Consider the following 25,769-nt stretch of genomic DNA (forward strand, 5'->3'; position numbering starts at 1 on the left):
CATTTTTTATTGAAAACTCAGAAACATCTTATACATTTGAGATATGACGTTTGATGAAGCAAAAAACCGGTTTATTCAGTCTTGGGGAACCCTGGCAACCCAGTGGGGAATTAATCGTACAATGGCCCAGATTCATGCTTTGCTTATGATTTCACCGGAACCGCTTGACACGGACGTCATTATGGAGTCTTTACAGATTTCAAGAGGAAATGCCAATATGAATCTTCGCGATTTACTCGACTGGGGGCTTATCTACAAACACCTTAAAATGGGTGAACGTAAAGAGTTTTTTTTCGCCGAAAAAGACGTTTGGAAAATTGCCCGGCAAGTGGCGAAAGAACGTCGTCGTCGGGAAATTGCCCCGGTTATTGAAATTTTGGAAGAGCTAAAAACCGTTGAAACGAACACGCCCGAAGCGAAAGAATTTCAGAAAGTGATTACCGAAATCAGCAAAGTGGTTGGCTTTGCCGATAACACCATGAACGCCGTCATCAAAGCCGAGGAGAATTGGCTGATGGGCCAGTTTCTGAAGGTATTCCGATAATTTTTTTAACTATAATTTTCATTATTTTCTGAAAATACAATATGAAAAATAACAAAATTATTGACTTGGTAAGCCAAAAATGGTACAGGATGTGGGTAATTCTCCCAATCCTGATGTATGGTTTGTGTATTGCTGGTGAAGGATTAATTTACTATTTCCCGATCTTACTCGTAGCCGCCCAATTCATCTCAATTCGCTTCCATCCTTTGTCTGAGCATTCCGGTTGGTGGTGGGCGTGGCTTCTGGGCTCAATCTTTTGCTACCTTATTGCCTGCAAAATATTTAGTCCTGTAATTACTTATCTAGGGGTTCCGCCTGATTATTCCTATGTAAAAAATGTCACCCTATACATTCTTTCATTTTACATAAGCCAAATGCCAGCCGAAATCGTATTGATGTTGATATTCCCGCAATGGCGGTTTGGATGGTGGATTTTCGGCAATAGCCTGGCGGCAATTGGCTGGATGGGAGCATTTTTAGTTCTCTATTATTTCACCCCATTTCCCTATTCTGTTGGGGATAGATTTACTTTTTTCTGGGGGTTCATTGGCCCTAGTATCCTTGGGAACGCAATAACCGGTTATTTTCTGGACATCGGATCAAGAGAATAGTTCTTATTTCGCCGACTTCAAAAACGCCAGCACTTCCCGGGCGAAACCTTCCGATCCGGAGGTATTGCCGTGATTGCCCGGTACGGTTTTCAAGGTTGAATTCGGCAGTAATTTTGCCAGATCACCGGCGCGGCCATTGTCCTCATCCTGATCACCGGAAATAATCAAAACCGGTATTTTCACTTTGCTTAGTTCTGCCGGGCTGGTCGACGGCTGGGTCTGTTGCTGAAACCCGAGCGCGAGCGTGTCCAATCCGCGGGTTTTGGCCGAATTCAGCGCGCCCTGAAACTCGGGGTGCAGGTGGGCTTTGCCACTGAACAATTCGGCAAAGGCCATTCGGCGCGACCAGTTCGGATTCGTAAAGTCGGCGCCCATTCCGCCCAAAACCGCCGAGCGCAGGTTTTTATCCAACACCAGCAGCCGCGCCGTGATGATCGATCCGCGGGAATAGCCGACGGCATCGTAGTTCTTCAGCTTCAGGTGCTTCATCAACCCCATGATGTCTTTGGCTTCGGCATCATTCCGGTACGCTTCGACGGTATGCGGTTTATCCGACAAGCCGTTTCCGCGCAAATCCAGTTGAACCACTTTGTAACCGGCATCGAGCAGGGTTTGGCGCAGGACCGATTTTTGCCAGGATGTTCCATTGCCCATAAAACCGTGGACGAGCACCACCGGTTTTCCTTCACCAGCCACTTCATAGTGGATGTTGGTCCCATCGAATGAAGTAAAAAGTGGTTCGCGGGCGGTTTGCGCCGAAGCGATTCCCGGCAGCGCCAGCAGGAGAAAAGCGAGAAGTTTTTTCACGGTTAAGGTGTTCAGGCTGGTAAGTTAGTAAAAAAACCTTTCCCGGCTGGATTGGTTATTTAGCTATTCACGGACTAAAGATTGTGAATACGGAAATTATGAAAACGGAAATGGAAGAATTGTTGACTGACTTCCGGATTTCGCATATGAACCCCGGCATCTTCAAAAACCAGAGCGGAGCGGCAATGGAGGATGGAGATGAAGACGAACTGGACGAAATCGAGGAGGAGGAAGACCTGTACGATGAGCCGCTGGACGAAGACGGCGATCCAACCGGCGAGCACGATCACCATCAGGACGACAACTATGCCCTCGGCGGCAAAGTAACCCGCAGTGGCACTTAACTCAAAACCGCATGGAAACGTATAACCCAGCTGAAGACGAAAACCAGGGCATTGCATCCACCATGGCTCGCCATGATTCGGGCACTGGTGAAGAACTGGAACCGGGCATCAGCCCATCCGGCAACCTCCCCAGCCCCGATCCCGACCTGACCGAAACGACTTTGTTTGACGAAGCGGATGAAGAAGACGGACTCTCTAGTGAAGAATGATGGATGCTGGATAATGAACGATGAATCATGGTATTAAGCCATCCATCGTTCATTATCCAGCATTCTTATTTTACTCCCACTCAATGGTTGCGGGCGGTTTGGAGGAGATGTCGTAGACGACGCGGTTGACGCCTTTGACGCGGTTGATGATTTCATTCGAAATGTCCGCGAGGAATTCGTAGGGCAGGTGCGCCCAGTCGGCGGTCATGCCATCGACGCTGGTAACGGCCCGCAGAGCCACGACGCGTTCGTACGTCCGTTCGTCGCCCATGACGCCGACGGATTGAATTGGCAGCAAAATGGCTCCGGCCTGCCAAACCTGATCGTACAACCCGTATTTTTTCAAACCGTTGATGTATAACGCATCAACTTCCTGCAAAATCTGCACTTTTTCGGCGGTAATATCGCCCAGAATTCGAATGGCCAAACCGGGGCCGGGGAACGGGTGACGTTTCAGGATGGTATCGGGTAAACCGAGGGCCTTGCCAACCGTCCGAACTTCATCCTTGAACAACGTATTCAACGGTTCGACAATCTTCAGCTTCATAAAATCGGGCAAACCGCCGACATTGTGGTGGGATTTGATGGTGGCTGATGGACCTTTCACCGAAACCGATTCGATAACGTCGGGATAAATTGTGCCCTGTCCCAGCCAGTCTACGTCTTCAATCAGGTGCGATTCCTGATCGAAGACCTCAATGAAGGTCCGGCCAATGGCTTTGCGTTTGGCTTCCGGATCAGTCAAACCGGTAAGGGCCGAATAAAACTGATCTTTGGCATCAACGCCTTTGATATTTAATCCCAGGTGCCGGTACGATTCCAGCACCTGCTCAAATTCGTCTTTCCGAAGTAGTCCGTTATCGACAAAAATACAGTAGAGGTTCTGGCCAATTGCCCGATGAACGAGCGTAGCTGCCACCGACGAATCCACGCCACCCGAGAGGGCCATGACGACCTTGTCGCTGCCGATTTTCTCTTTCAGGGAAGCAATGGTCGTTTCCACGAACGACTCGGCGGTCCAGTTCTGCGAACAACCGCAGATGTCGACCACAAAGTTTTTTAATACGGTTTTCCCCTGTGTCGAATGCGTTACTTCCGGGTGAAACTGAATGCCGTAGGTTTGTTCGTTGGCAATCTGAAAAGCCGCAACCCGAACGGTTTCGGTAGAGGCAATGATCTGAAAATTGTCGGGCACCGACGTGATGGTATCCGCGTGCGACATCCAGACCTGTGTATTGGTTTCCAGCCCCTTCAGCAGCGGATTCTCCGTGTTCACCGTACTCAGTTTAGCCCGGCCATATTCACGAATGGTCGACGGTTTTACTTCGCCCCCGCTGGTGTGTGCCATCAATTGGGCTCCGTAGCAAACGCCAAGGATGGGTAGTTTATGACGAAAGGCCGCCAGATGAACCATGGGTGCATCGGCATCCCGGACCGAGCAGGGACTTCCGGATAGAATAATACCCTTAACGTCGGGGCTTATCTTTGGAATGTGATTGTAGGGGTGAATTTCGCAGTAAACGTTGAGTTCGCGCACCCGGCGGGCAATGAGTTGGGTGTATTGCGAACCGAAATCGAGGATCAGAATTTGTTCGGTTGTCATGATACGATTCTAAAAACCAAAATTAGGGTGTTTTTAGGAAACTGACAACTTTAACGCTTGAATCCGGTATTTCTATTCAAAATTCGGACCAGCAGCCGCACAGTCGGCTGCTGGTCCGAACCGAATTTATCGGCTAATGAGCACTTTTTTAACCGCTGATGCATTCCCTATTTCGGCAGAAATCAGAACGGACTGCAAAACCGTATTCGGCACCTCAACGACCTCGTCATGGATTTTACCCAGACCCAGTACGGTTTGTTGCCACACCACTCGACCGGAAACATCAAGCATTCGCAAGAAAGCGGTTTGCTTTTCAGGAATGAACAACCGTATGTTCAATCGTCCAGCCGTTGGGTTCGGATACACCGTAACCGCCAGATTGACTTCGGGTGCTTCCGCGTTTGTCCGGGTATTATTCGGACATGTCATATTTTTCGGACTACCCGGCAGGAAGTAACCCGTACCCACAACCCGCACCCGAATGGATTGATTCTGACCATTTTTAACCGTAGACGGTGGCGTATAATTAAATCCGTGCTCCCCATTTCCTTTATTGGCGTTCTTCAAATCCTGACGGAAATTAGCGGCTTTGATCGAGCCAACCACGACATTATTGGCTAAAAACTCCACCGTAATCGGCGCATTGGGAGCATCGACATTATACACCCAGCCCCAGATGTTCCCACAGCTTACGCCATCCAGATTTCCGCCGTAATTCGTTCCCGGTGGATTGGGCGAAGGATTCGTCGGCGGATTCGTCGGGGGATTTTCGACGGGCGGAACGGGCGTACCGGTATTGGCACAGGTCATATTTTTCGGACCTCCCGGCAGGAAATACGTCGTACCCACAACCCGAGCCTTAATTTCCTGATTCAAGCCGTTTTTAATGGAAGCCGGAGGGGTAAAATTGAACCCATGCTCGCCATTTCCTTTACCGGCATTCTTCAAATCCTGACGGAAATTAGATGCGACAATGCTGCCAACCACGACATTATTAGCTAAAAACTCCACCGTAATGGGCGCATTCGGCGAACTGACATTGTACACCCAGCCCCAGATATTTCCACAGCTTACGCCATCCAGACTTCCGCCATAATTCGTTCCGGGCGGGTTGGGCGAAGGATTCGTCGGCGGATTTTCAACCGGCGGATTTTCCGTTGGAGGGGTCGTTGAAGCGGCTTCCAGTGTCACTTTATGAAACGTAAGGGCCCGCATTCCGCGTCTGTTTACCAGGAAAGGCCCGCCAAAGGGGGTTGCAAAATTGTTGGGTAAATACGTAATGGTGGATGCCGAAACCGGTTTTGTCAGTTTCAAAGTAATGCGGTTTCCCTCCGCCGATCCGCTGGCAATAACCCGCTCCTGCTGGACGTTGTTGTAATCGAAATAAATAAAATCCCGAATATCCCGCAACACACCGCTTACAACGGTGTCCTGCTTCCAAACCATCGTCGCACCTGGTTCAAACTCCAGTACGACTTCTTTCTTATCGGCGGTTTTGTAATACGCCTTTTGAATATTGGGGGATGAAACATTGCTGACATCGCTTGATTGGTAGAAATCCCGCGCCAGTAATCGGAAGACTTCCTTCGCAAACTGAATTTGTCCTTCCGGGCCGTAATGAACCCCGCCGTAGGCCGGAAGACCCACGGTTGCAATGGCTTCCGTTCGTGGGAAAATCTGAGGAGTTCGGCGCTGAAAATCACGCAGTTGAGCAGCGCCCTTATTCCCATCCGGTAATAAATTCACCTGGGCAACATAGTATTTCCCGATATTGGGATAGTCGTTCTGCCAGTTTCCAAACAAGGTTCGAATATCATCTTCATAACCTATGGTTGAACCGCCACCGGCTTCGTTTTCGCCCTGCCGCCAGATAAACGCCTTTATTCGGCCAATGGCACCGGCTTTTTGGGCCCAATAGAGGAGTCGGCCGTATAAGGTCGTGTGATCCGCCGGATTCGCGGGGTTGCGGTAGATGTGACTTTTGATGGATGTTCCGCCCACTGATCCGTTGATCATACAGGTCGGCATATTGAAATTTTCAAGAATAAGGCGCTGGATTTCAGTCGCGATGCGTCCCACCTGGCCGTCCTGAACATTGGATAACCGCCAGATTGTGTCGGGTTTCGCACCCGCGCTATTTCCGAATGCCCGAACGAAATTGTTCCGATAAAAATAGTCGTTGGGGTTATAACCGGTTAAATTGGATTGTCCATTACACAGAATAATATCTCCGCAAACAATATTATCCCGGCTATCCACCAACACAGAATCTTTTCCTTCGATGGCGTACACCATGAATTTATACTGATTCAAACCGGCTTCGATGGTGGGATTGAACTGGATTTGTGATTGATTACCGTTTTTGGAAACCGCAACCCGCTGGTATTTCCATTTCACATCGTTTTTGAACACCCAAACCGACGCGGTGGAGTATTTGGTGGTCTGTAATTGCCCGACAATGGGCACCTCCGACTTGTTCTGATTATCACGGGGATAAAGTTGAAGATTAGCGGGCCACTTCTGCCACTTAACGCTAACTTGAGCAAATGAAAAATAGGGGCATAGAAGTAATAATACCCACCAGAAACCAGTAGATTTTTTTCTCATGTATACACGTTCAAAGTACGTGCGTAAAATTCAGGCTTTTAACGGTTTATGCTACTTTTTGACGAATAAATATTACTATGTTTTATTATTCGGTTACAATGTTAATTCTAAACCTGAACAAACACGAATAAATCCGCTGGTCGATCACCGGATTTACGGGTAAATCAGGTACTTTTTTCGCATCTCCTTATACTGGCTCAAACCCGGCTCCCAGGTTTTCCGAATGGCTTCTTCCGTCAAACCCAATTTGAGCTGATTCGGCAGTTGATCGTTTCCGTACAGTCTAAAAATATAGTTGGTAGCCAGAAAGAAGTGCTCTTTATCGACGGCTTTTTTGTAAAAATCAATCAGGTAATTGAGTTTTAAACCCTGATTTGTGGCATCGACGGCCGACAGATCCAGGCCGTAACACAGCTTTCCTTCCTGCGGAGGATTAATCGCCCCCGGTTTGTCGACCGGCGTAAACTGGTATGATCCGAACTTCGGATTACCGGGTCCGCCAATGACCTGAAACTGTTTGTCGGTTCCACGCCCCACGCTGACAATCGTACCCTCAAACAGGCAAAGCGTCGGGTAAAGCAGTATCGACTGCTGATTCGGCAGGTTGGGAGAAGGCGCTACCGGCAGGGTGTAGGCAACCTGATGGTTATAATCTTTTACGGGAATAACGGTCAATGGGCAACGTAAATCAGCTTTAGCCGTATCCGGTTTTTTGAGCCATTTCTCGCCGTTGATCATCCGCGCCAGTTCGCCCACCGTTAAACCGTGGAGAATCGGAATGGGGTGCATCCCCACAAATGATTTGAATTGCGGGTTCAAAATAGGGCCGTCGACGTACTTGCCGTTCGGGTTGGGCCGATCGAGCACGACGAACGGTTTTTTGTTTTCAGCGCAGGCTTCCATCGCGTAATGCATCGTGCTGATGTAGGTGTAAAACCGGGTTCCCACATCCTGAATATCGAAAACGATCACGTCGAGCGAGTCGAGCTGGGCCACGGTTGGTTTACGATTGGCGCCATACAGCGAGATAATCGGCACCCCGCTTTTGGGGTCACGCCCATTGCTGATCGTTTCGCCATCCGTGGCCTGTCCCCGAAATCCGTGTTCGGGAGCAAAAATGGTTTTGATCGTGACGCCCCGCGACAACAAACTGTCTACCAGATGGGTTTTGCCAATAACCGACGTATGATTGACGATCATTCCCACCCGTTTTCCGAGCAGCGACGGCAAATACAGGTTCATTTGTTCGGCTCCGGTGCGAACGGTTTCGGGGGTCGATGCGCTGGCGGGCTTTCGGCCGGTTTGTGCCGAACAGCTGATCGAAATTCCGGCCAGGCTCAAAAAACAGGTAGCAACGAGCAATTTTACGGATGAAGTCATTAGTCGTTTGATCATTTATAGTGCAAATCTGTTACTTTTATGTGGTATTTTATACAAAACAATCTCCCGGTTCTGCGTTTTTCAGTTAATTAATATAAACCGGTTTGCTGATTCAACCAACCGACCACTAAATCCATTTCGCTTGAACGTTCCGTTTTTTATTGCACGGCGCATCCGTCACACCCCTACATCGAGTTTTTCGGCGACCGTCACCAAAGTTGGAATTGCCAGTATTGCCATCGGGTTGGCCAGCATCATCATTGCCTTTGCGGTTTTGCTGGGCTACAAACAGGGCATCGAGCAAAAAATTTTCGCATTCGGTTCCCACATCACCGTCTCTAAATTTTCGCTGAATAATTCGTACGAAGAAACGCCCCTGCCAGTAAAAACCCCACTTTTTGAACAGGCAGACAAAATCAACGGAATTCGGCATATTCAGGCAGTTGCCACCAAAGCCGGGATGCTCAAAACCGCCGACGAGTTATCAGGAGCGATATTGAAAGGTGTTGGCCGGGAATACGATTGGGATCTGTTCCGGAGTGCGCTGGTAGCCGGGAACGTTCCGCAGTTTTTCAAAGATAGTTCCCAGTGCAACCCGAATTATTCATGCCAAATCCTGATTAGCAAGCGAATTTCGGAGCGGCTTCAGCTCGACGTCGGCAAGGATGTGATCATGTATTTTATCGGCAACACGTTGCGTCCCCGCAAATTGCAGGTCTCGGGCATTTACGACACGGGCCTTGAAGAAGGTGATAACGTTATGATTATCGGCGACTTACGACTCATTCAGCAACTCAATAACTGGGGAGCAGATTCGGTGGGGGGATACGAAATCTTTGTCAAGGATTTTAACCAGCTCAACGAAGCCTACCGGGGGGTTCGCGATGCGGCTTCTCCCGACATGCGGCCCATGCGCGTGACGGATACCTATAAACCGCTGTTTGACTGGATGACGTTGCTGGATCAGAATACCGGCATTTTTCTGGTGTTGATTCTTTTCGTCGCCGGTTTTAATATGGTAGCAATTCTGCTGGTACTAATGATGGAACGGACGCCCATGATCGGCTTATTAAAGGCGTTTGGTAGTCCTAATTCGCTGATCCGGCGCGTGTTTCTGTACGTCGGACTGAATATGGTGATCAAAGGCCTGGTGATTGGCAATCTGATCGGAATCGGTTTGTGCGCGGTTCAGTATTATTTCGAACTGATTCCACTCGATCCCAAAAATTACTACATGAATACGGTTCCCATCGCCTGGAGTTTCCCGATTATCGGTCTGGTCAATCTGGCCGCCATCACCCTGATCGGCCTGGTAATGTGGTTGCCCACACTGGTAGCCACAAGGATTCAACCCATTAAAGCCCTTATATTCAAGAAATAGAAGGCGTTTCGGCGCCTTCTATTTTCTGCACGCCTTTACTTTCCAATGCTGATTTTTTTTGATTGAATCGAATTTCCCTGCCGCAATTGAATCAGGAAAAAACCGTTGGCGCCCACCAGCGAGACTTTTTGGCGCTGCACGCCCTCTCCTTCTACGGTTTTCCGGAACCAACCCCGCCCCGCAGCATCCAGAATCGATAACTCACCCGGTTTTCCGCCTTCCAGCCGATAGCCAATTTCGAAATTCCCATCCGTCGGATTGGGCCAAACTGTCAGCTCATAACCGGATTCACCTTCCGCACTCAAGCGGCTGCCCGATGGACAATTCAGCGGTTTGGGTGACCAGCTCAGCGTATAATTGCTGTTCTGAACTTTGGCACTGATCTGGAACGTAGTCCCGGTTTTGACACTGGAAGGTGTCGGAAAATTATATACGTGGGACCCGTTACCTTTCCCGGCATCTTTCAAATCCTGGCGGAAAATGTTCGCATTAGCGGTTCCGATGGAAGTGCCGTTGGCGAAAAACTCCACCATCATGGGCGTATTGGGTTTGTTACGATCCCAGACCCAGCCCCGAATCGTACCGCATTCCACTTTGTCCAGATACCCTTCAAAATTGCCCGTTACCACAACCGGTGGCTCTGAACTGGCCGGGCTGATGGTGAGTGTCACGACTACAAAATTACTCGCAGCCTGGTTATCTTCAGCCGCATAGGTCAGACTGAAGGTGCCGCTGACGGTGGGTGTACCGGCCAGCAGTCGGGACCCCGACGTGAAACTTAAGCCGCCTGGCAAGGTGCTGATCGAGTACGTTAATGGATCGCTGTCGGTAAATACCGGGAGCGTCGTCGAAAAAGCGGTATTGACGGTGGCCGACAACGGAGCAACAACCGGTGCCTCCGGAGCGGTGTTGGTAACGCCGGTATTGCTCACCACCAGCGAAATAAAAGCGGACGTTGTGGACTGGCCATCATTGGCCGAATAGGTCAGGCTAAACGTGCCGCTTACCGACGGTGAACCCGAAATAAGTCGCGTATCGGCCGCAAAGCCCAACCCGTTTGGCAAACCCGTGAGGTTGTACGTCAATGGATCGGTATCGGTAAATACGGGAAGCGTGGTTTCAAAACCGGAATTGATTGTGGCTGACAAGGGAGAAATAGCGGGCGCAACCGGTGCAGGATTTGATGGTGGCGGAGTACCCGTGCCGTTTCCGGGGCAGTTGATTGTTTTAAAGGATTCTTTCAACACATAGCCCGTTCCTTTCACGCGGGCACTGATGTAGTGCGGTTTTCCGTCCTTCAGAAAGTCGGGCGTTGAAAAGGTGTACCCGTGCGATCCATTTCCTTTCCCGGCATCCTTCAAATCCTGCCGAAAGGTCTCGGCGGTTTTCTCTCCCACCACCGTATATCCTTCAAAAAACTCAACCACGAGCGGTGTGTTGGGCATCGTTTTATTCCAAACCCACCCGCGGAAAGAGGAGCAGTCGGCACCGGACAAAAACCCTTCCAGATTGTCAATCGGAGCTCCCTCTTCCGGAATAGATGCGAAAAAATGATCCATGTAGGCGGCCCGCTGGTCAACCCAGTTCTGCATATAAGCTAGCGCCCCATTATCCACCGAAGATGACCATTTCATTTTCTCCCGCTCATACACGCCTTCGCTCTGCAAAAGAGTATAGTTATCAGACAAATATTTTTTGAGATTTGCCGTAGTTAATACATTTTTCCGCAATTCGAACCACCGTTTTCTAAGTTTGTAATTTATGCCGTCGGCATTTCGATTCAGCAAACGGTTAAATAATCCGTTCGTCAACATATCGTTGGTTGTCGGAATTTTAACGGCATTAAACTGATATCCCAATGTACCATCCAGATCCCAGGGAATGAGAAAATATGGCTCATTTTCTTTATACCGGGCCAGAAATACATTCTTGCCGGTGTTATCCGTCGCGCGTACCAGGTTCAAAAACAGATAATAATCGACGATATTATCCATAACAACCCAGTTTTTAATTGAAGCATTAAATGTTTCAACCGAAGAATTAACAATGAACTTCAGATAATCATAAAGGTTATTCCAATTGTAAGGATCTTTGGGAAGTTTCATCTCATAACCAGACCAGTCCTGTCCATTTCCACCGTTAAAAGCAGGCAGAGGAGTTGCGTATGACGTTGCGTTTGACCAGCCATCTGCCTTGTATAATTCGCCCCTGATTTGCCCATTATCTGCCGTCTTTTTCAGTTTAAGCTGCTTGCGATCCATGTCTTCGGAAAAGGCATAAACCCCTAGGTATGAATCATTTGTAAACACATCCGCATACCGGGTTCGGATACCCGACACGGCATCCGGTTCTTTATTCGCATAGTATAACGTATGCATTTTTATCCAAAGAGCGTGCGAAGTAACGTTTGAAATCCGCATCGGTTCATTGTACATCGCCAGCAACAACCATTCACTGTCTTCGCGCATGCCCAGTAGTGAAGCATCCCGGGATTCCGCCCCGGCCGCATCAGTCGAAAGCTCTATTTTGTAGGATTTTTTGGGATATAAACGCGACGTAGCTCCCCGCACTTTTACCCCCATATTTGACGTAAAGATCTCACCAGATGACTGGCTAATCGAAATCGAGCCCCGGGTCAGATCGTCGTTTTCGCTGATTTTCGCATTGTTTGTATTGATTCGGATAATTGGCAGATTCGTAAAAAACAGTGCATACGTAATACCGTCTTTTGTAGTGCTGTATTTTTTTCCGATTTCAAAGGGGGTCGTGATCCCGGAAAGGGCATATTCCTGCTGATCAAACAGGATTTTTGAAGGCGTTTCTCCCGATGATCCGGGGAGTTGGTTACAGACAATGATTTTGGTTGATTTATCAATTTGGAATCGCCCCTGATCAATGGCAATCGATTGAGCATATACGTTTGTCATTCCTATAAAATAAATCAGGTAATGCACCCGATTGAAGACATCCCGCATGTTCCTTAAAAGCGTAATTTTTGTTTTCATATCATTTAGGGTTAACAGATAAATTCATAGTCGATCACCGCTTAATGTAAAGGCAGTAAACACAAATGTATGATAATAAGTATAAGAAGAATATATATCTATTAATGAATTATCATTCGGCATATTTTATTCAATTACTTCGTAAATAAGTGCCTATAAAAAACGGGGCTGGAAATTTCCAGCCCCGTTTTTTATACGAATCAAATTACTTCTTCGTAATATCCGATCTCACTTTCCTATACTGATTTTTTTACTTTGTATGCTGTTTTTCTGCCGCAACTGGATCAGGAAAAAACCGTTGGCGCCTACCAGCGAGACTTTCTCGCGCAGCACGCCCTCGCCTTCTACGGTCTTCCGGAACCAACTCCGGCCCAGCACATCCAGAATCACCAGCTCACCCGGTTTTCCACCGTCGAGCCGATACCCGATTTCAAAGTTGCCATCCGTCGGATTAGGCCAAACCGTCAACTCATTGCCGGACTCATCGTCTCCATTCAACCGACTTCCCGCCGGACAACTGAGCGGTTTGGGAGCCCAGCTCAATACAAAAGTGCTGTTCTGAACCTTGGCGCTGATCTGGAACGTAGCCCCGGTTTTGACGCTGGAAGGTGTCGGAAAACTGTAGACGTGATAGCCGTTGCCTTTCCCGGCGGAAACCAAATCCTGGCGGAAAATGTCGGCATTCGCCGTACCAATCGATTGATTATTCGCAAAAAATTCCACCGTCAGTACTGTATTGGGTTTGTTACGATCCCAGACCCACCCCCGGATCGTCCCGCATTCCACCTTGTCAAGGTACCCCTCAAAATTACCGGTCACCGACGTTGGAGCCGATAGGGTGGCCGAATTACTGACTACCAGTGAAATATAAACCGGTGTAGTGACTTGTCCGTCATTGGCCGTATACGTCAGGCTAAAAGTTCCGCTCGTGGTCGGTGTTCCCGATAACGTGCGGCTGGCCTTCGCAAAACTCAAACCGTTCGGCAATCCCGTCAAATCATAAGTCAACGGATCCGTGTCGATAAACGGCGGCAATGCAGCAGAAAAAACCGTGTTGACCGTGGCCGACAAGGGTGAAGTAGATGGTGGCAGCGGGGGTTGGTTGGTTACTGCCGAATTGCTGACGGTCAGCGAAACATACACGGAAGTGCTCACTAAGCCATCATTGGCCGTATATGTCAGGCTGAACGTGCCGCTCACAGTGGGCTTTCCGCTAATCGACCGCGAAGCTGCCGTAAATTTCAGCTCATTTGGCAAACCACTCAGGCTATACGTCATGGGGTCCGTGTCGGTGAAGGGAGGAAGCGTAGTTGAAAAAACGGCATTGACCGTGGCCGAAAGCGGTGCCATAGCGGGAGCCTGGGGAGGTTGGTTACTACCCGTACCAGCGGAATCGCTGATGATCAGTGTAACCTGAACAGGTGTAGTCAGGTTACCGTCATTGGCCGAATAGGTCAGGCTAAATGTACCGCTAACGGTTGGTATTCCGGTAATCTTGCGGGTGATGGGTTCAAATGACAATCCATGGGGTAAACCGGCCAGGCTGTAGAAAACGGAACCGTATTCCTGATCGAAAAACATCGGCAATGTCCAGGAGAAAGCCGCGTTGACGGTCGCTGATAGAGGTACAAGCGTCGGGGCCAATGGGGCAACATTCACATTCGGGCAGGTCACGGTTTTAGGCGCCTGTTTCAACACAAACGTGCTGCCCTGCACCCGGGCGGAAAGAACGTGCGGTTTATTATCGTATAAACTTCTGGGCGGCTCAAACGCGTAAGCGTGCAGTCCGTTGCCCTTTCCGGCGGATTTCAGATCGGTCCGGAAAATATCCGCAACGATCAATGAGATCACATTCTGCCCTTCGAGTATCTCCACGACAACCGGTTTGTTGGGTTTGTTGCCATCCCAGGCCCAACCCGAAATAACAGTGCAGTTGGCGCTCGACAAATAACCGTCGAGCGCTGTCGGCACATTCACATTGATGGTCATGGGTTGCGAAAAGGCGCTTTCGCATCCGATCGCCGACCGACAGCGAGCCTGGTAGGTTGTCGTTGTGGTTGGGCTGACGGTTAGCTGAGTGCCGGTCTGGCCCGAATTCCACAATACAGTGCTGGCGCAACCCGTTGCTTTCAAAACCGTACTTTGTCCGGTATTAACAGCGGTCAGGCTGGCTGTCAGGCTCGGGGGTGCTGGTGGCGAGAGGCAACTTCCGATCAAAACCACTTCGCTGTATTTATACAATTCGTCCTTATTGACAATTTTTAATCGGTAATAAGCCACCGTCGACGCATCCGAATGCGTAAATGGGTATGTTTTTTCACTGGAACTGTTTCCCGTTGCGGCTACCTGACCCACTTTTGAAAACGACAAACCGTTGGTGCTAAACTCAATTTCAAACCGGCTGGCGTCTTTTTCCAAACTGGTTTTCCACTGCAACTGTTTTTCGCCTGCAACCGCTTGTCCGGTAAAACTCGCCAACGTAACCGCCACTGCGGAGGGGTCTTCTTCCGGAAATTCCCCAAAATACTGATCCAGAAATGCCATTCGGTTATCGATCCAGGTCATGACCGGATTCTGGTCGGCCAACCGCATCGTTGACGGCCATCTCAATTCCTCCCGCTTGTAGGCCCCTTCATTGGTGAGCAGTGTGATGTTATCGGTCAGATTCTTTTTAAAATTTGCCGTTGCCAATTCGCCCTGTCTCAAGGCAAACCATCTTTTCCGCATCCGACTCTTAAAACCGTCTGGATTGAGCGTCAATAACCGGTAGTAAAAACCATTCATCCGAACGTTTTCTGCCACGTTTGTCATTACGCCATTTACGTTACCAAAGCTGACATCGAAGTCCCACGGCAGGAGAATATAGGGCTCGTTTTCTTTGTACCGGCCAATGAATTGGTTATTTCCAAAATTATCGTCCGTTGCGCCGATTGAATTCAAGAACAAGAAACAATCGATCACATTATCGAGCCGGAATTTCGTTTTAATCTCATTTTTAAAGTCAGCATCCGGCGATTTATTGATAAAAGTGGCTAATGCATATAAACTATTCCAGTACGGCAATTTGGGATAATCCATTTCATACCCGCACCAGGTTGCCGACGTATTATCGTAAGGCGGCAGGTTGTTTTTGTTGAATACACTCGTAAAAAACGCGGCATCGGTTTTGGCTCCCGACTTATACAATTCGCCCCGCATATCGCCATTATCTTTTGTCTTCTTCAGCTTAAGCTGTTTCCGATCCAGATCTTCCGTCATGATATAGACCCCGTTATAGGAATTGTTTATAAAGACATCGCAATACCGGGTCCTGATTCCGGGCAATGCCTCCGGCTCCTGACCCATATAATAGAGCTGGTGCATTTTTAACCAGATCGCCCACGAAGCGACATTATTTACCCGCATTGGCTCACTGTACATCGCCAGCAACAGCCACTTACTATCCTGTCGCATGCCCAGTAATGACGTTTCAAATTCTTCGTTACCACTTCCATCTTTCCAAAGCTCCATATTATACGACTTCTTGGGATTTAAACGTGATGTGTTGCCCCGTACCCGGATTCCCATACTGGAACTGAACACACTCCCGGCGGGATTCGCGACCGAAACCGTGCCTTTGGTTCGGTTATCATCCTCACTGATGGCTACCCCATTCGTGCTCAAACGAATGATCGGGAAAGTGGTAAAATATAGTTTATAGCTACCAGAGACGCTTCCGAGGGTATATTCTTTCCCAATTTGAAAGGCCGCTCCCGCGCTTACATAGGAATAGCTTTTATCAAATACCAACGTCAGCGTTGATGCACTGCCCGGAATTACCGGTATTTTATTACATACGATCAGTTTCAATCCGTGATCGACCTGATAGTCGCCTGCTGAAATTACAATTGTTTGTGCACTCACACTAATAAAGCTCACCAGAAACAGACCGAGCAGCCAGCCGGTTATGGGCTTACAATGTGTCAATAAAGTGTTCATAGTTGACAGAGGTTTAACGCACTTTCTATTATCGGGAATTATCCTAGAATTAAAGTCAGGCGGTTTGTTTAAAACTCAGCCCGGCCATCACGTTATTTTTATAAGGAGGCAGCCCTACCCGCCCAGATCCGGCTACCTTAGCAAAAAACAGTATCGCGCAACTATAGGAATTATACGTTAGACAATTAGAAAATACGAATTAGAATAGATGTTATTTTTACTTACAAATAGAGCAAATTTCAACTAAATAATTGCACCTAAACTCAAAATACATTACATTATTTTCATTAATTACAAAATTGGGTGTATTTTAAACTATTATTTCCCTGTAGTCAATCTTATTTGGGTATTATTACTAAACGGCGGCAAAAATAATTTACATTTTTAATATGTCACATTTATTGCCAGCGTCAGTCCCTTACTATGTACACCTTTTTTTCGAAAGTGGATCCCTGATTCTACTTAGCACTGACTCCGGCCCGTTCAACTCCTGGCCGGGTCAAATCCGTTTGGAAATCTAATTTCCGATGCTGACTTTTCTGGTTTGAACCGAATTTCCCAGCCGCAACCGGATCAGGAAAAAATCGTTGACACCCACCAGAAATCCGGGCACAAAAAAATGGGCCAAATCCCATTGGCCCATTCGCACAAAATTGTCAGTTTGTTATTTTCAGACTACGTCTTAATACCGTTCAACGGCAAACCGGGACACCCCGCCTTCGTAGTGAATGATTATTTTTTTGGCACTGGCCCCATACCCCGGGGTTTGGTAATTTCCTCCTCCGATTTCGTCAAAACCGTCGAGCTTTTTGAACGTAAGGGCGCCCTGGGTTTCAACCTGACAACCAACAGTTTTCGGAATTTTCAGTGTTACTGAGGTTACCCCGGACTCGATTTTTACGTCCGACAAGGGAGCGCGGTCACCCAATTTCAATTCGATCTCGGCGGCTCCGGCCCCCAGCTTCACCGATTTTACGGCGTAGGCGCTTAAATCGAAGTTGGCCTGCCCGGCACCGATTCCAAAGTCAAACGACCAGGTAGGTTTCGCATTCAGTCGCAGATCCACCAGATTGACCAACTCCCCGGATTTAATGTCAATTTCGTCGTCGTCCAGCTTCAGTTCAATATCCGCCGAACGTGAGTTATCATTGCGGTTGACCGACATGCTGTATTTACTGACGCTCATTTTGGTATCCGCTTCCACCAGACTATCGGAAGGCGTGCCGATGTAAAACCGCCCCGCCCCGCTTTCAAACTTCAGCGTTGCCTGGTCGATCGTGGCATCCATCGGCTCAGCAATGTGACTGGTTTGCACCTTGGGGCGGTTTTCATGCTGATCGTCGTCATTGTCATGATCGTCGTCGTTTGAATTGTCATCATCATCGTCCTCATCATCATGATTGTACCGATAGTCGTACCTGTCATTTCCCCACCGGCCGTGATTCCAGCGATCGTTATGGAAAAATCCGAAGAAAGCGAGCGGCACCGAAACCGCCAGCAGAACGGTAGTGACCAGAGCCGCAGCCGGATTTGACCGGGAGAATATCAGATTCAAACCGGCCAGAATGATCAGGACCGGCCAGAACCGGGAGAAAAAATCCCAGTCGATGTAAAACCAGCCGTAATTCCGCGCCATAAACAGCACGCCCAGCGTGATGAGGGCAATGCCCCAGAATAATCCTGTTCGCTTCATGTGTCGGCGGGCGGTTATTGTGGCGGATTGTTTGAAGCATACGGATCAGACGTGCCGGTATTGTACGGATCGGATCCGCTGGTATACCGGTCGTTGGAAGGAGGTCCGTCGTGATGGGAACCTTTGTTCCGATCCTTGACAATCAGCCAGGCACCGATGCCAATCAGAATGAGCGGCCACATGTCGCCGAAATTGATGTCAAACCACCGGTCGAGTAGAAAGAGAAACCCGATTCCGACCAAAATTGCCCCACCGACGAGGTTACCATTGCGTTCATTCGAATTCATGGTTGTGTACAGATTAGTTGAAGGTTCAGACTGATAAGTTGAATAAGAATAAGCGGAAACCCGTTCCGGTAATACAATCCACAAGATAATGTAAATTATCAGGGACGGAACATGCGGCAGGAAAAAGCCGGCAACGAACAGGACACGAACCAGGGTTCGGTCGATGTTGAAATAATTGGCCAGACCGGCGGCTACCCCACCCAATTTGGCTTCGTCGCGAAGACGTTCTAAGCGTTTAGTCATGAGCGTATTAGTTAAAATACGATGTAAACGTAGAGCGGTTTTCGGTAGCTTGAAAGGAAGAAAGGAAGAATGGACGCGGGTTCGGATGAAAGTACGTATTACATGATAATAGGTAATACATACTACCGGGTTTAACCTAATAATTCAATCGTCGGTCTCCAGGATTTCCAGAATATCCATCAAATCGCCAAAATCCCGGGAACCGGGACGGTCTTCGTCTCCACCCGTCAACGCAATTCCCTGAATCGGAAGTTCGCCCAAAATTTCGGTTACGGTATCCGCCGTAAAGCCAATCCCGAGCAGAATGGGATACCGTGCCGCCAGATTTATTAAGACGGTTTTCAGGTCCTCATCCAGGTGTATGGCGCCTTTTGACTCGAGTAAATAATAGTCGACCTGATCGGACTGGCTGGATGAAAAGAACGACTCCAGCTGATCGAGCGTCAGTTGCGAAAGGTCGGTTTTCAGAATGACCCGGCAATCGAACGTCGAGATGTAGGGTAATAAGGCCGATTCTTCGATCTGAAGTACGTCCGGTTGGTACTGTTCCAGCAATCGCTCAATCTCGATGGCATCAATGGACGTCGTTTCGCCGACGATGTGCAAACCGGCCACCCACGACCGGATTTCCTTGAATGTATCCGGAGCCACGTACTCCGGCGAACTTGCGTCCATCGAAAAACCGAGTAGATCGACGCCCATGCCGGCACAATACCGGGCATCACTCAGGTTGGTTACATTACTTATTTTAACGATGGTTCGAAGCGCCATGCTGGTTTTTGGTTTTCAGTTTGCGGTTTTCAGTGCGTTTGAATGGTTGTGTACAAATCACAACAAATCCGTTCGGGAAAGCACCGAAGCACTGGGGTTGATCTAAAAACCGAAACCCGTTTCGCAAAAGTAAGACCGGTTTGAACATTCAAACCACGAATTCCATAAAAATTGTTTGCGGGAAGGTCGAATACATTTACTTTTCATCCTTTTACATTTATCATTGTTGTCAGACACACTGCTCTGAAATCCAGACTGCGATTCACACAACTTAATTCCTACTCCCTTGCATGGCAACCCGACTAAATCCGGCCCAAAACAACCTTCTACAAACCAGTCTCACCCAGTTATTCGGCGACTTTGATGCGCCAACCCTGGCCACGCTTACCCCCCTCCTGGAGTGGGTCGAAATCCGGGGTGGCGAATGCCTGTTACGCCAGAACGAGCCCGGCGATTCGATGTATTTCGTCATCAGCGGCCGCTTACAGGCTTTGGTAACGGCGGAAAACGGCCAATCCCGAAAAATCGGGGAAATCATGCGGGGCGAAACGGTGGGCGAAACCGCCCTGATTACGAACGAACCCCGGAATGCCTCCGTTTTTGCGCTGCGGGATACGGTGCTGGTCCGCCTGTCGAAAACCGCCTTCGATCAGGTCATCAACAAACACCCGGCGGTTGCCTTAAACATGGCCAGGTGCATTATTCAACGACTGAAAAAAACGCCATTTTCGGAGCGTTTTCACAAAAAACCGGTCAATATTTGCCTGCTTGCACTGCACACTACGGTCGATTTAAGCGGAATTGCGCAAAAACTTCATGAACTCCTGCGGCTGAAAGGTACGGTTTTGTTGCTGACAAGCGACCAGCTCAGTCAACTGAAAACCGGTGAGAACGACAACACCGCCGACTCTCCGCTCCGCCAGTTTTCGCACCGGCTCGATGACCTGGAGTCCCAGTATGAGTACGTGTTGCTCGTTGCCGATCCGGCGGATTCGGGGGGTACGCTGTCGGAGTGGTCGCAATTCTGTGTCCATCAGGCCGACGACATCTTACTGCTGGCCGACGCCCAGCAACCCTCAGATCGGTCGGCGGTTGAAGATCAACTGTCTCAAAAAGGGTTAATTAACGGACAGGCCGAAACCCTGATCCTCATTCATCCGGCCGACACCCTCATTCCCCGACATACGTCAAACTGGCTGAACAAACGCCCCCAGATTCATGCCCACTACCACATTCGCCGGGATTCGGAGCGCGATCTGGCCCGATTGAGCCGCATATTAAGCAACACGGCCATCGGTTTCGTACTGGCCGGGGGCGGTGCACGCGGATTTGCGCACATAGGCGTCTTGAAGGCCCTTCAGGAGTACCGCATCCCCATTGACTTTGTGGCCGGAACCAGTGTGGGCGGTTTAATTGCCAGTGCCATATCGTTTGATCAACCGGCCGAGACAGTCCGGAAACACGCCCGGAAAGGAGCGTTGTTCAATCCATCAAAAGATTACAACTTCCTCCCGCTGATTTCCCTCATCCGCGGCCAGCGGATGGAGCAGATGATCCGAAATACCATCGGCGATTTTCTGGGGAATATCGAACCAGACATTGAAGATTCCTGGCTAACGTTCTTTACGCTCTCCAGCAATTACACGCAGGCCCGGCCGGAAATCCACACCCGGGGATCAATGATTTATTACCTGCGGGCCACGACGGCCATTCCGGGTGTTTTTCCACCGATCATCGATGGCGATGATTTTCTGGTGGATGGCGGTTCGTTCAATAATTTCCCGGCCGATGTAATGAGCCGGATGCCCGTTGGAAAAATCATTGGCGTGGATCTCACGATCGACAAGCCCCGGAAACTGACGATCACCCGCATTCCCAGCCCGACGGCGCTGCTGCGCGACCGGTTTCGGGCTAAAAAGCAGCGTAAATACCGCCTGCCTTCGCTTTCCTCGATTCTGCTCAATTCAACGCTGCTCTACAGTTCGTCACAGCGCGGGGCAGCCCGACAAATCGTCGATCTGTATTTCAACCCCGATGTCAGCCGGTTTAGCTTGATGAAGTGGAGTTCTTATGATAAAATTGTTGAAAAAGGATACGAACACGCGATGATCGTTCTGAAGCAGATGAGCGACACCGAACTGGCGGCCTACCGGTCCTGAGATTTTCTGGTGGCAATCCGGCGGCAGTTGGGCGGTTTTCTAGAAGATCGCCCAACTACCGCCGGATCGAATTATAATAAACCGATAAATGAATGTGCATTGCTTTTCGGAATTCTTCCGGCGTGCCATCGTTCAGGATTTTGAACAGATCGTAGTGCGTAACCGGGTTAGCGGGTGCAACATGGTCGGCGGTGGTGGTGAGAGTCGCAAAAACATGTTCAAAAACCGGGAACAGCAAACTCTGAAACCGCTGGAAAGTTTCGTTACCGGTCATATCATACAGCTTCCCGTGAAATTCGATTTCGTCTTCTTTGCTTAAAACCGGTAGCGTTTTCTGTTTTTCGACAATCGCTTCCAGCTCGTCCAGGTCCTGCTGCGTTTTCCGGGCAAACAAAAATTCGGCAATCCCCATTTCCAGAATCAGCCGCAATTCAAAAATATCCTTCTGATTACTCTTGCTGAGAATAAACGGATTCAGCACTTTCTCAATCCCGGCCAGCAAATCCGGTTGCGCCATGATCATCCCGCGACGGGGACGGGCCTCGACCATCCCCAGCATCCGTAACCGACTCAGAGCTTCCCGCACGACATTCCGGCTGACATTCAGTTTCTGCGCAATCTCCAGTTCGTTTGGGAGCGCATCACCCGGTTTGAAAGCGTTCTCGGTAAAATACTCCCGCAGGATATTTTCGACACGGTCCGTCATCGATAAACTCTCCAAGGGTTCCAACAGGCCTGATTTGGGATTCATTGTCTTTTTTTTGGTGCAAATGTAATGCAAACCGGTTGTATTAATCACTTTTTGAAGGATTATATCTTTTTTTATACAAGTTCATTGTAATTAAAATACGACTATTATATTTGTAGGACAAATGAAAAGATAGTATTTAATTCTCCCTTACAGCCACATCCCACTATATCATTCTATGATTCTAACTATCTACTTCCATGAAGACACTGCCAGGAAACTTTTTTAAGCTCATCGTTCTTTGTTGCTGGCTGATTCTGGGGCATCTCGCAAATGCCCAGACGCCATTGGTCAAAGGAACTGTCACTTCGGGAGCCGACAACGCACCTCTCCCGTTTGTAACCGTGGTGGTCAAAGGCACTCAGACCGGGGTCACAACGGATGCCGCCGGCAAATTCACCATCAATGCCCCCGCCGACAAAACACTGGTTTTTAGTTACATCGGTTACGTCACCCGAGAAGTGACGCCCGGTAACCAAACCGAGCTGAGTGTCGTGCTGGAACCGGATCAGAAAACCCTGAACGAAGTCGTTGTCGTCGGTTACGGCTCGCAATCCCGCGAAACCGTCACCACTTCGATTTCCAAGCTGGATAACAAGGTATTGGAAAACATTCCCTACGCCAATGCGGCTTCGGCTTTGCAGGGAACCTTACCGGGCGTTCGAGTGCAGACGACCACCGGCCAGCCCGGTGCTGCTCCACGGGTCATCATTCGTGGCGGAAATTCGATCAACAATCCGGACGGTTCTTCTCCCTTATACATTATTGATGGCGTCATCCGGGCCGACATGAACGACATCAATGCCGACGACATCGAAACCCTGCAAGTGCTGAAAGATGCTTCCTCCACGTCAATTTACGGCGCGCGGGGCGCGAACGGCGTGGTGATTATTACAACGAAAAAGGGGAAAGCCGGGAAAATGCAGATTACGTTTCGCCAAAACACCACCTTTTCGCAACTGGCGAAGAAGTATAACATGATGTCGGCGCGGGATTACGTCTACTTTGGCCGATTGGGCGTATTGAATTCGGCTAAAAAGATTCCGGAACGCATGAGCGTGCTGAGCATTGCCAACAGCTTTGGAACCGGTAACGATCTTTCCAACCGCACGTATTCGACGGTGCAATACCTCACGCCCCAGAACCAGTATAAACTCAGCGAAGGTTGGGAAAGCATTGCCGACCCCGCCGATCCGACCAAAACCCTCATCTTTAAAAATACCGACTGGCAGGATGTGCTGTTTCAAACCGGTATTTCCCAGAACTATTATCTGGGCGCAATGGGCGGCACCGAAAAAGGCAGTTACAACCTGGGTGTGGGGTATCTGAAATCGCAGGGGATCGCCATCAACACGGATTTCCGGCGATTTACCTTCGATCTGAGCGGTGATCTGAAGATTCGTGAGAAGCTGAAAGTGAACGCCTTTACCAACTTTACCAATTCGGGTAACAATCAGGTTTTCAACGATAACCAGATTTTCCAGCGGGCGCTGGCCCTTCCGCCTACGGCTAAACTGTATTTTGAAGACGGAACCATGTCACCCGGTTTTAACCGCTCGATCGGGAACCCGCTGTACCAGTTAAACCGCTATACCACCGATAACCAATTATACCGACTCACACTTGGTGGCGGTTTGACCTGGAATATCCTGCCGGGGCTGACGTTCGAGCCTTCGACCTCGCTCTACGTCATCGAAACCAACAACAACTCCTTCCAGAAATCGTACCTGAACGGCCCCCTGGCGTTCATCGATTCGCGGGTGGCGACGGGCATGCGCCAGACGCACTGGCAGCAGCAGGTCGACGCGATTCTGTCGTACAACAAAAGCATCAACCAGCACGGCCTGGATTTCATGCTGGGTACCTCCTATTTTGACCGGAAAATATCGATGCTGTCGGCCACGGGCCAGGGCGCTTCGACGGACATTATTCCGACGCTGAACGCTTCGGCTACGGCGGTTGCTGTCAGCAGCTCGATTACCCGCCAGCGGATCATCAGCTTTTTCGGCCGCGCCAACTACAATTTCGCGCAGAAATACCTGCTTTCGCTGAACGCCCGCTACGACGGGGCTTCCAACCTCGGTTTGAACAACAAATGGGGTTTGTTTCCCGGAGCTTCCGTGGGCTGGAATATCCATAACGAATCATTCTGGAAAAGCCTCGGTCTGACCGGCGTAGTGAACACCCTGAAGCTGCGGTCGAGCTACGGTGTCAATGGAAATCTGGGACAACTGGGTGATTTTCAGGCGCAGGGCAACTACAACGTCGGCGCGCGTTACGACGGCACGGCGGCCATTCAGAATACGGTTATTCCCAACTCGAACCTCAAGTGGGAACAGACGCAAACCTACGACGTCGGTCTGGACATCGGGCTGTTCAACGGACGCGTCAACCTGCTCGTCGATTATTTCAACAAACGGACCGACAACCTGCTGACCAACCTCGAACTGCCGCTGGAAACCGGCTTTCAATCCATTCTGACCAACTACGGCAGCCTACAGAACCGGGGTTTTGAGGTTGAAATTTCGGGTACGATCATCCGCACAGAGTCCGGTTTCAACTGGAACGCCGGTTTTAACATCGCCACCAATCAGCAGAAAATCCTGAAACTCCCGGCCAATGGCAACGAGCGAAACAGGGTCGGCGGAGTGCTGGTGTACGATCCCGAAACCGGCAAAAACGAGTGGCGTGGTGGTTTGCAGGAAGGCGGACGCATCGGCGATTATTACGCCTACAAGCAGCTCGGCATTTTTGCTACGGACGAAGAAGCCGCTGCCGCACCCATCGACAACATTGTGCCGCTGGCCAGCAAAGTCAAGTTCGGGGGCGATGTCAACTGGCTGGACGTCGACGGGAACAAGCAGATCAATTCGTACGACCGGGTGTATCTGGGCAATCCGTACCCGACCGTTACCGGCGGTTTTACGACGGCGTTCGCCTACAAGAACTTTACGCTGAATGCCCGGGCCGATTTTACGCTGGGCCACACGATTTACAACTATACGCGGGCCTTGTACAACGGTCAGTTTGTGGGCGAAAACAACGCGTCGAACGACATTCTGCGCTCGTGGCAAAAACCGGGTGACCAGACCGACATTGCCCGCTATTACTACGCCGATCAGCAGGTGCAAAGCAACCTCTTCCGGCAGAATTCGCTGTATTTTGAGAAAGGCGATTTCCTCGCTATCCGTGAACTTACACTCGGATACAGTTTTCCCGGCGCACTCACCACGAAACTCGGACTGAGCAACCTGCGTCTGAATGTAACCGCTAATAACCTGAAATATTTTACGAAATATTCCGGTCTGAACCCCGAAGAAGGTGGGCAGGACAACGGGCGGTATCCGGTTCCCCGCAATTTCATTGTTGGTCTGAATGTGTCATTTTAATTAAGGAACG

Annotated in this window: 18 protein-coding genes; 8 read left to right on the top strand and 10 right to left on the bottom strand. The window is 49.5% G+C overall.

What is annotated here, in order from left to right:
- The first annotated feature begins 43 nt into the window (after window positions 1-43).
- Window positions 44-544 (top strand): GbsR/MarR family transcriptional regulator, encoded by a 501-nt coding sequence (locus EHT25_RS06665; protein ID WP_124872535.1) that lies wholly within the window; start codon window positions 44-46, stop codon window positions 542-544.
- Between the two features lie 41 nt (window positions 545-585).
- Window positions 586-1,155 (top strand): hypothetical protein, encoded by a 570-nt coding sequence (locus tag EHT25_RS06670; RefSeq protein ID WP_124872537.1) that lies wholly within the window; start codon window positions 586-588, stop codon window positions 1,153-1,155.
- A 3-nt stretch (window positions 1,156-1,158) separates the two neighbouring features.
- Here the strand turns inward: EHT25_RS06670 and EHT25_RS06675 are convergent, their stop codons facing one another.
- A complete protein-coding gene (locus tag EHT25_RS06675) occupies window positions 1,159-1,962 on the bottom strand; it encodes an alpha/beta fold hydrolase (protein ID WP_229311451.1) in 804 nt (267 codons plus the stop codon).
- A 98-nt stretch (window positions 1,963-2,060) separates the two neighbouring features.
- On the opposite strand from EHT25_RS06675, the gene EHT25_RS32600 reads away from it, so the two are divergent.
- Both EHT25_RS32600 and EHT25_RS06685 read left to right on the top strand, forming a co-directional pair.
- The gene (locus EHT25_RS32600; RefSeq protein WP_185731293.1) at window positions 2,061-2,306 is read left to right on the top strand and encodes a hypothetical protein; all 246 of its coding nucleotides are present in this window, start codon (window positions 2,061-2,063) and stop codon (window positions 2,304-2,306) included.
- 11 nt (window positions 2,307-2,317) lie between these two features.
- Window positions 2,318-2,515 carry a hypothetical protein gene (locus EHT25_RS06685; protein WP_124872541.1) on the top strand — a complete coding sequence of 66 codons (198 nt, stop codon included), beginning with the start codon at window positions 2,318-2,320 and terminating at the stop codon, window positions 2,513-2,515.
- A gap of 70 nt (window positions 2,516-2,585) precedes the next feature.
- Here the strand turns inward: EHT25_RS06685 and guaA are convergent, their stop codons facing one another.
- The 3 genes from guaA to EHT25_RS06700 form a co-directional block, all read right to left on the bottom strand.
- Window positions 2,586-4,118, bottom strand: a complete 1,533-nt coding sequence (gene guaA, locus EHT25_RS06690; RefSeq protein ID WP_124872543.1) for a glutamine-hydrolyzing GMP synthase — start codon at window positions 4,116-4,118, stop codon at window positions 2,586-2,588.
- 126 nt (window positions 4,119-4,244) lie between these two features.
- Window positions 4,245-6,725 carry a sialate O-acetylesterase gene (locus EHT25_RS06695; RefSeq protein WP_124872545.1) on the bottom strand — a complete coding sequence of 827 codons (2,481 nt, stop codon included), beginning with the start codon at window positions 6,723-6,725 and terminating at the stop codon, window positions 4,245-4,247.
- A 153-nt stretch (window positions 6,726-6,878) separates the two neighbouring features.
- Window positions 6,879-8,105, bottom strand: coding sequence for an exo-beta-N-acetylmuramidase NamZ family protein (locus tag EHT25_RS06700; protein ID WP_124872547.1), 1,227 nt, complete (start codon window positions 8,103-8,105; stop codon window positions 6,879-6,881).
- A gap of 142 nt (window positions 8,106-8,247) precedes the next feature.
- Here EHT25_RS06700 and EHT25_RS06705 point away from each other — a divergent pair, with 142 nt between their 5' ends.
- A complete protein-coding gene (locus EHT25_RS06705; RefSeq protein WP_124872549.1) occupies window positions 8,248-9,486 on the top strand; it encodes an ABC transporter permease in 1,239 nt (412 codons plus the stop codon).
- Between the two features lie 35 nt (window positions 9,487-9,521).
- Here EHT25_RS06705 and EHT25_RS06710 read toward each other — a convergent pair whose 3' ends face one another.
- The 5 genes from EHT25_RS06710 to trpF all read right to left on the bottom strand — a co-directional run bounded on the left by EHT25_RS06710 (window position 9,522) and on the right by trpF (window position 19,463).
- The gene (locus EHT25_RS06710) at window positions 9,522-12,491 is read right to left on the bottom strand and encodes a CotH kinase family protein (protein WP_124872551.1); all 2,970 of its coding nucleotides are present in this window, start codon (window positions 12,489-12,491) and stop codon (window positions 9,522-9,524) included.
- A gap of 228 nt (window positions 12,492-12,719) precedes the next feature.
- The gene (locus tag EHT25_RS06715; protein WP_124872553.1) at window positions 12,720-16,469 is read right to left on the bottom strand and encodes a CotH kinase family protein; all 3,750 of its coding nucleotides are present in this window, start codon (window positions 16,467-16,469) and stop codon (window positions 12,720-12,722) included.
- 682 nt (window positions 16,470-17,151) lie between these two features.
- Entirely contained in the window at window positions 17,152-18,162 is a 1,011-nt protein-coding gene (locus EHT25_RS06720) for a toast rack family protein (RefSeq protein WP_124872555.1), read from the bottom strand.
- 14 nt (window positions 18,163-18,176) lie between these two features.
- Window positions 18,177-18,692, bottom strand: coding sequence for a PspC domain-containing protein (locus EHT25_RS06725; RefSeq protein WP_124872557.1), 516 nt, complete (start codon window positions 18,690-18,692; stop codon window positions 18,177-18,179).
- 144 nt (window positions 18,693-18,836) lie between these two features.
- Window positions 18,837-19,463, bottom strand: coding sequence for a phosphoribosylanthranilate isomerase (gene trpF, locus EHT25_RS06730; protein WP_124872559.1), 627 nt, complete (start codon window positions 19,461-19,463; stop codon window positions 18,837-18,839).
- Between trpF and EHT25_RS33295 the strand changes: the two genes are divergently transcribed.
- Both EHT25_RS33295 and EHT25_RS06735 read left to right on the top strand, forming a co-directional pair.
- Window positions 19,447-19,569 (top strand): hypothetical protein, encoded by a 123-nt coding sequence (locus EHT25_RS33295; protein ID WP_262707815.1) that lies wholly within the window; start codon window positions 19,447-19,449, stop codon window positions 19,567-19,569. The genes trpF and EHT25_RS33295 overlap by 17 nt on opposite strands.
- A gap of 184 nt (window positions 19,570-19,753) precedes the next feature.
- Window positions 19,754-21,622 carry a patatin-like phospholipase family protein gene (locus tag EHT25_RS06735; protein WP_124872561.1) on the top strand — a complete coding sequence of 623 codons (1,869 nt, stop codon included), beginning with the start codon at window positions 19,754-19,756 and terminating at the stop codon, window positions 21,620-21,622.
- Between the two features lie 55 nt (window positions 21,623-21,677).
- Here the strand turns inward: EHT25_RS06735 and EHT25_RS06740 are convergent, their stop codons facing one another.
- Window positions 21,678-22,373 (bottom strand): FadR/GntR family transcriptional regulator, encoded by a 696-nt coding sequence (locus tag EHT25_RS06740; protein ID WP_124872563.1) that lies wholly within the window; start codon window positions 22,371-22,373, stop codon window positions 21,678-21,680.
- Between the two features lie 197 nt (window positions 22,374-22,570).
- Here EHT25_RS06740 and EHT25_RS06745 point away from each other — a divergent pair, with 197 nt between their 5' ends.
- Window positions 22,571-25,759 carry a SusC/RagA family TonB-linked outer membrane protein gene (locus EHT25_RS06745; RefSeq protein ID WP_124872565.1) on the top strand — a complete coding sequence of 1,063 codons (3,189 nt, stop codon included), beginning with the start codon at window positions 22,571-22,573 and terminating at the stop codon, window positions 25,757-25,759.
- Window positions 25,760-25,769 lie beyond the last annotated feature (10 nt).

This window comes from Larkinella rosea, from assembly GCF_003858635.1.
GTDB lineage: Bacteria > Bacteroidota > Bacteroidia > Cytophagales > Spirosomataceae > Larkinella > Larkinella rosea.

Excerpts from the sequence above, each read along its gene's own strand:
- EHT25_RS06685 (WP_124872541.1), top strand. The coding sequence starts at position 2,318 with ATGGAAACGTATAACCCAGCTGAAGACGAAAACCAGGGCATTGCATCC.
- EHT25_RS32600 (WP_185731293.1), top strand. The coding sequence starts at position 2,061 with ATGAAAACGGAAATGGAAGAATTGTTGACTGACTTCCGGATTTCGCAT.
- EHT25_RS06695 (WP_124872545.1), bottom strand. The coding sequence starts at position 6,725 with ATGAGAAAAAAATCTACTGGTTTCTGGTGGGTATTATTACTTCTATGC.
- EHT25_RS06665 (WP_124872535.1), top strand. The coding sequence starts at position 44 with ATGACGTTTGATGAAGCAAAAAACCGGTTTATTCAGTCTTGGGGAACC.
- trpF (WP_124872559.1), bottom strand. The coding sequence starts at position 19,463 with ATGGCGCTTCGAACCATCGTTAAAATAAGTAATGTAACCAACCTGAGT.
- EHT25_RS06720 (WP_124872555.1), bottom strand. The coding sequence starts at position 18,162 with ATGAAGCGAACAGGATTATTCTGGGGCATTGCCCTCATCACGCTGGGC.
- guaA (WP_124872543.1), bottom strand. The coding sequence starts at position 4,118 with ATGACAACCGAACAAATTCTGATCCTCGATTTCGGTTCGCAATACACC.
- EHT25_RS06725 (WP_124872557.1), bottom strand. The coding sequence starts at position 18,692 with ATGACTAAACGCTTAGAACGTCTTCGCGACGAAGCCAAATTGGGTGGG.
- EHT25_RS06745 (WP_124872565.1), top strand. The coding sequence starts at position 22,571 with ATGAAGACACTGCCAGGAAACTTTTTTAAGCTCATCGTTCTTTGTTGC.
- EHT25_RS06710 (WP_124872551.1), bottom strand. The coding sequence starts at position 12,491 with ATGAAAACAAAAATTACGCTTTTAAGGAACATGCGGGATGTCTTCAAT.
- EHT25_RS06740 (WP_124872563.1), bottom strand. The coding sequence starts at position 22,373 with ATGAATCCCAAATCAGGCCTGTTGGAACCCTTGGAGAGTTTATCGATG.
- EHT25_RS06715 (WP_124872553.1), bottom strand. The coding sequence starts at position 16,469 with ATGAACACTTTATTGACACATTGTAAGCCCATAACCGGCTGGCTGCTC.
- EHT25_RS06700 (WP_124872547.1), bottom strand. The coding sequence starts at position 8,105 with ATGACTTCATCCGTAAAATTGCTCGTTGCTACCTGTTTTTTGAGCCTG.
- EHT25_RS06735 (WP_124872561.1), top strand. The coding sequence starts at position 19,754 with ATGGCAACCCGACTAAATCCGGCCCAAAACAACCTTCTACAAACCAGT.
- EHT25_RS06670 (WP_124872537.1), top strand. The coding sequence starts at position 586 with ATGAAAAATAACAAAATTATTGACTTGGTAAGCCAAAAATGGTACAGG.
- EHT25_RS33295 (WP_262707815.1), top strand. The coding sequence starts at position 19,447 with ATGGTTCGAAGCGCCATGCTGGTTTTTGGTTTTCAGTTTGCGGTTTTC.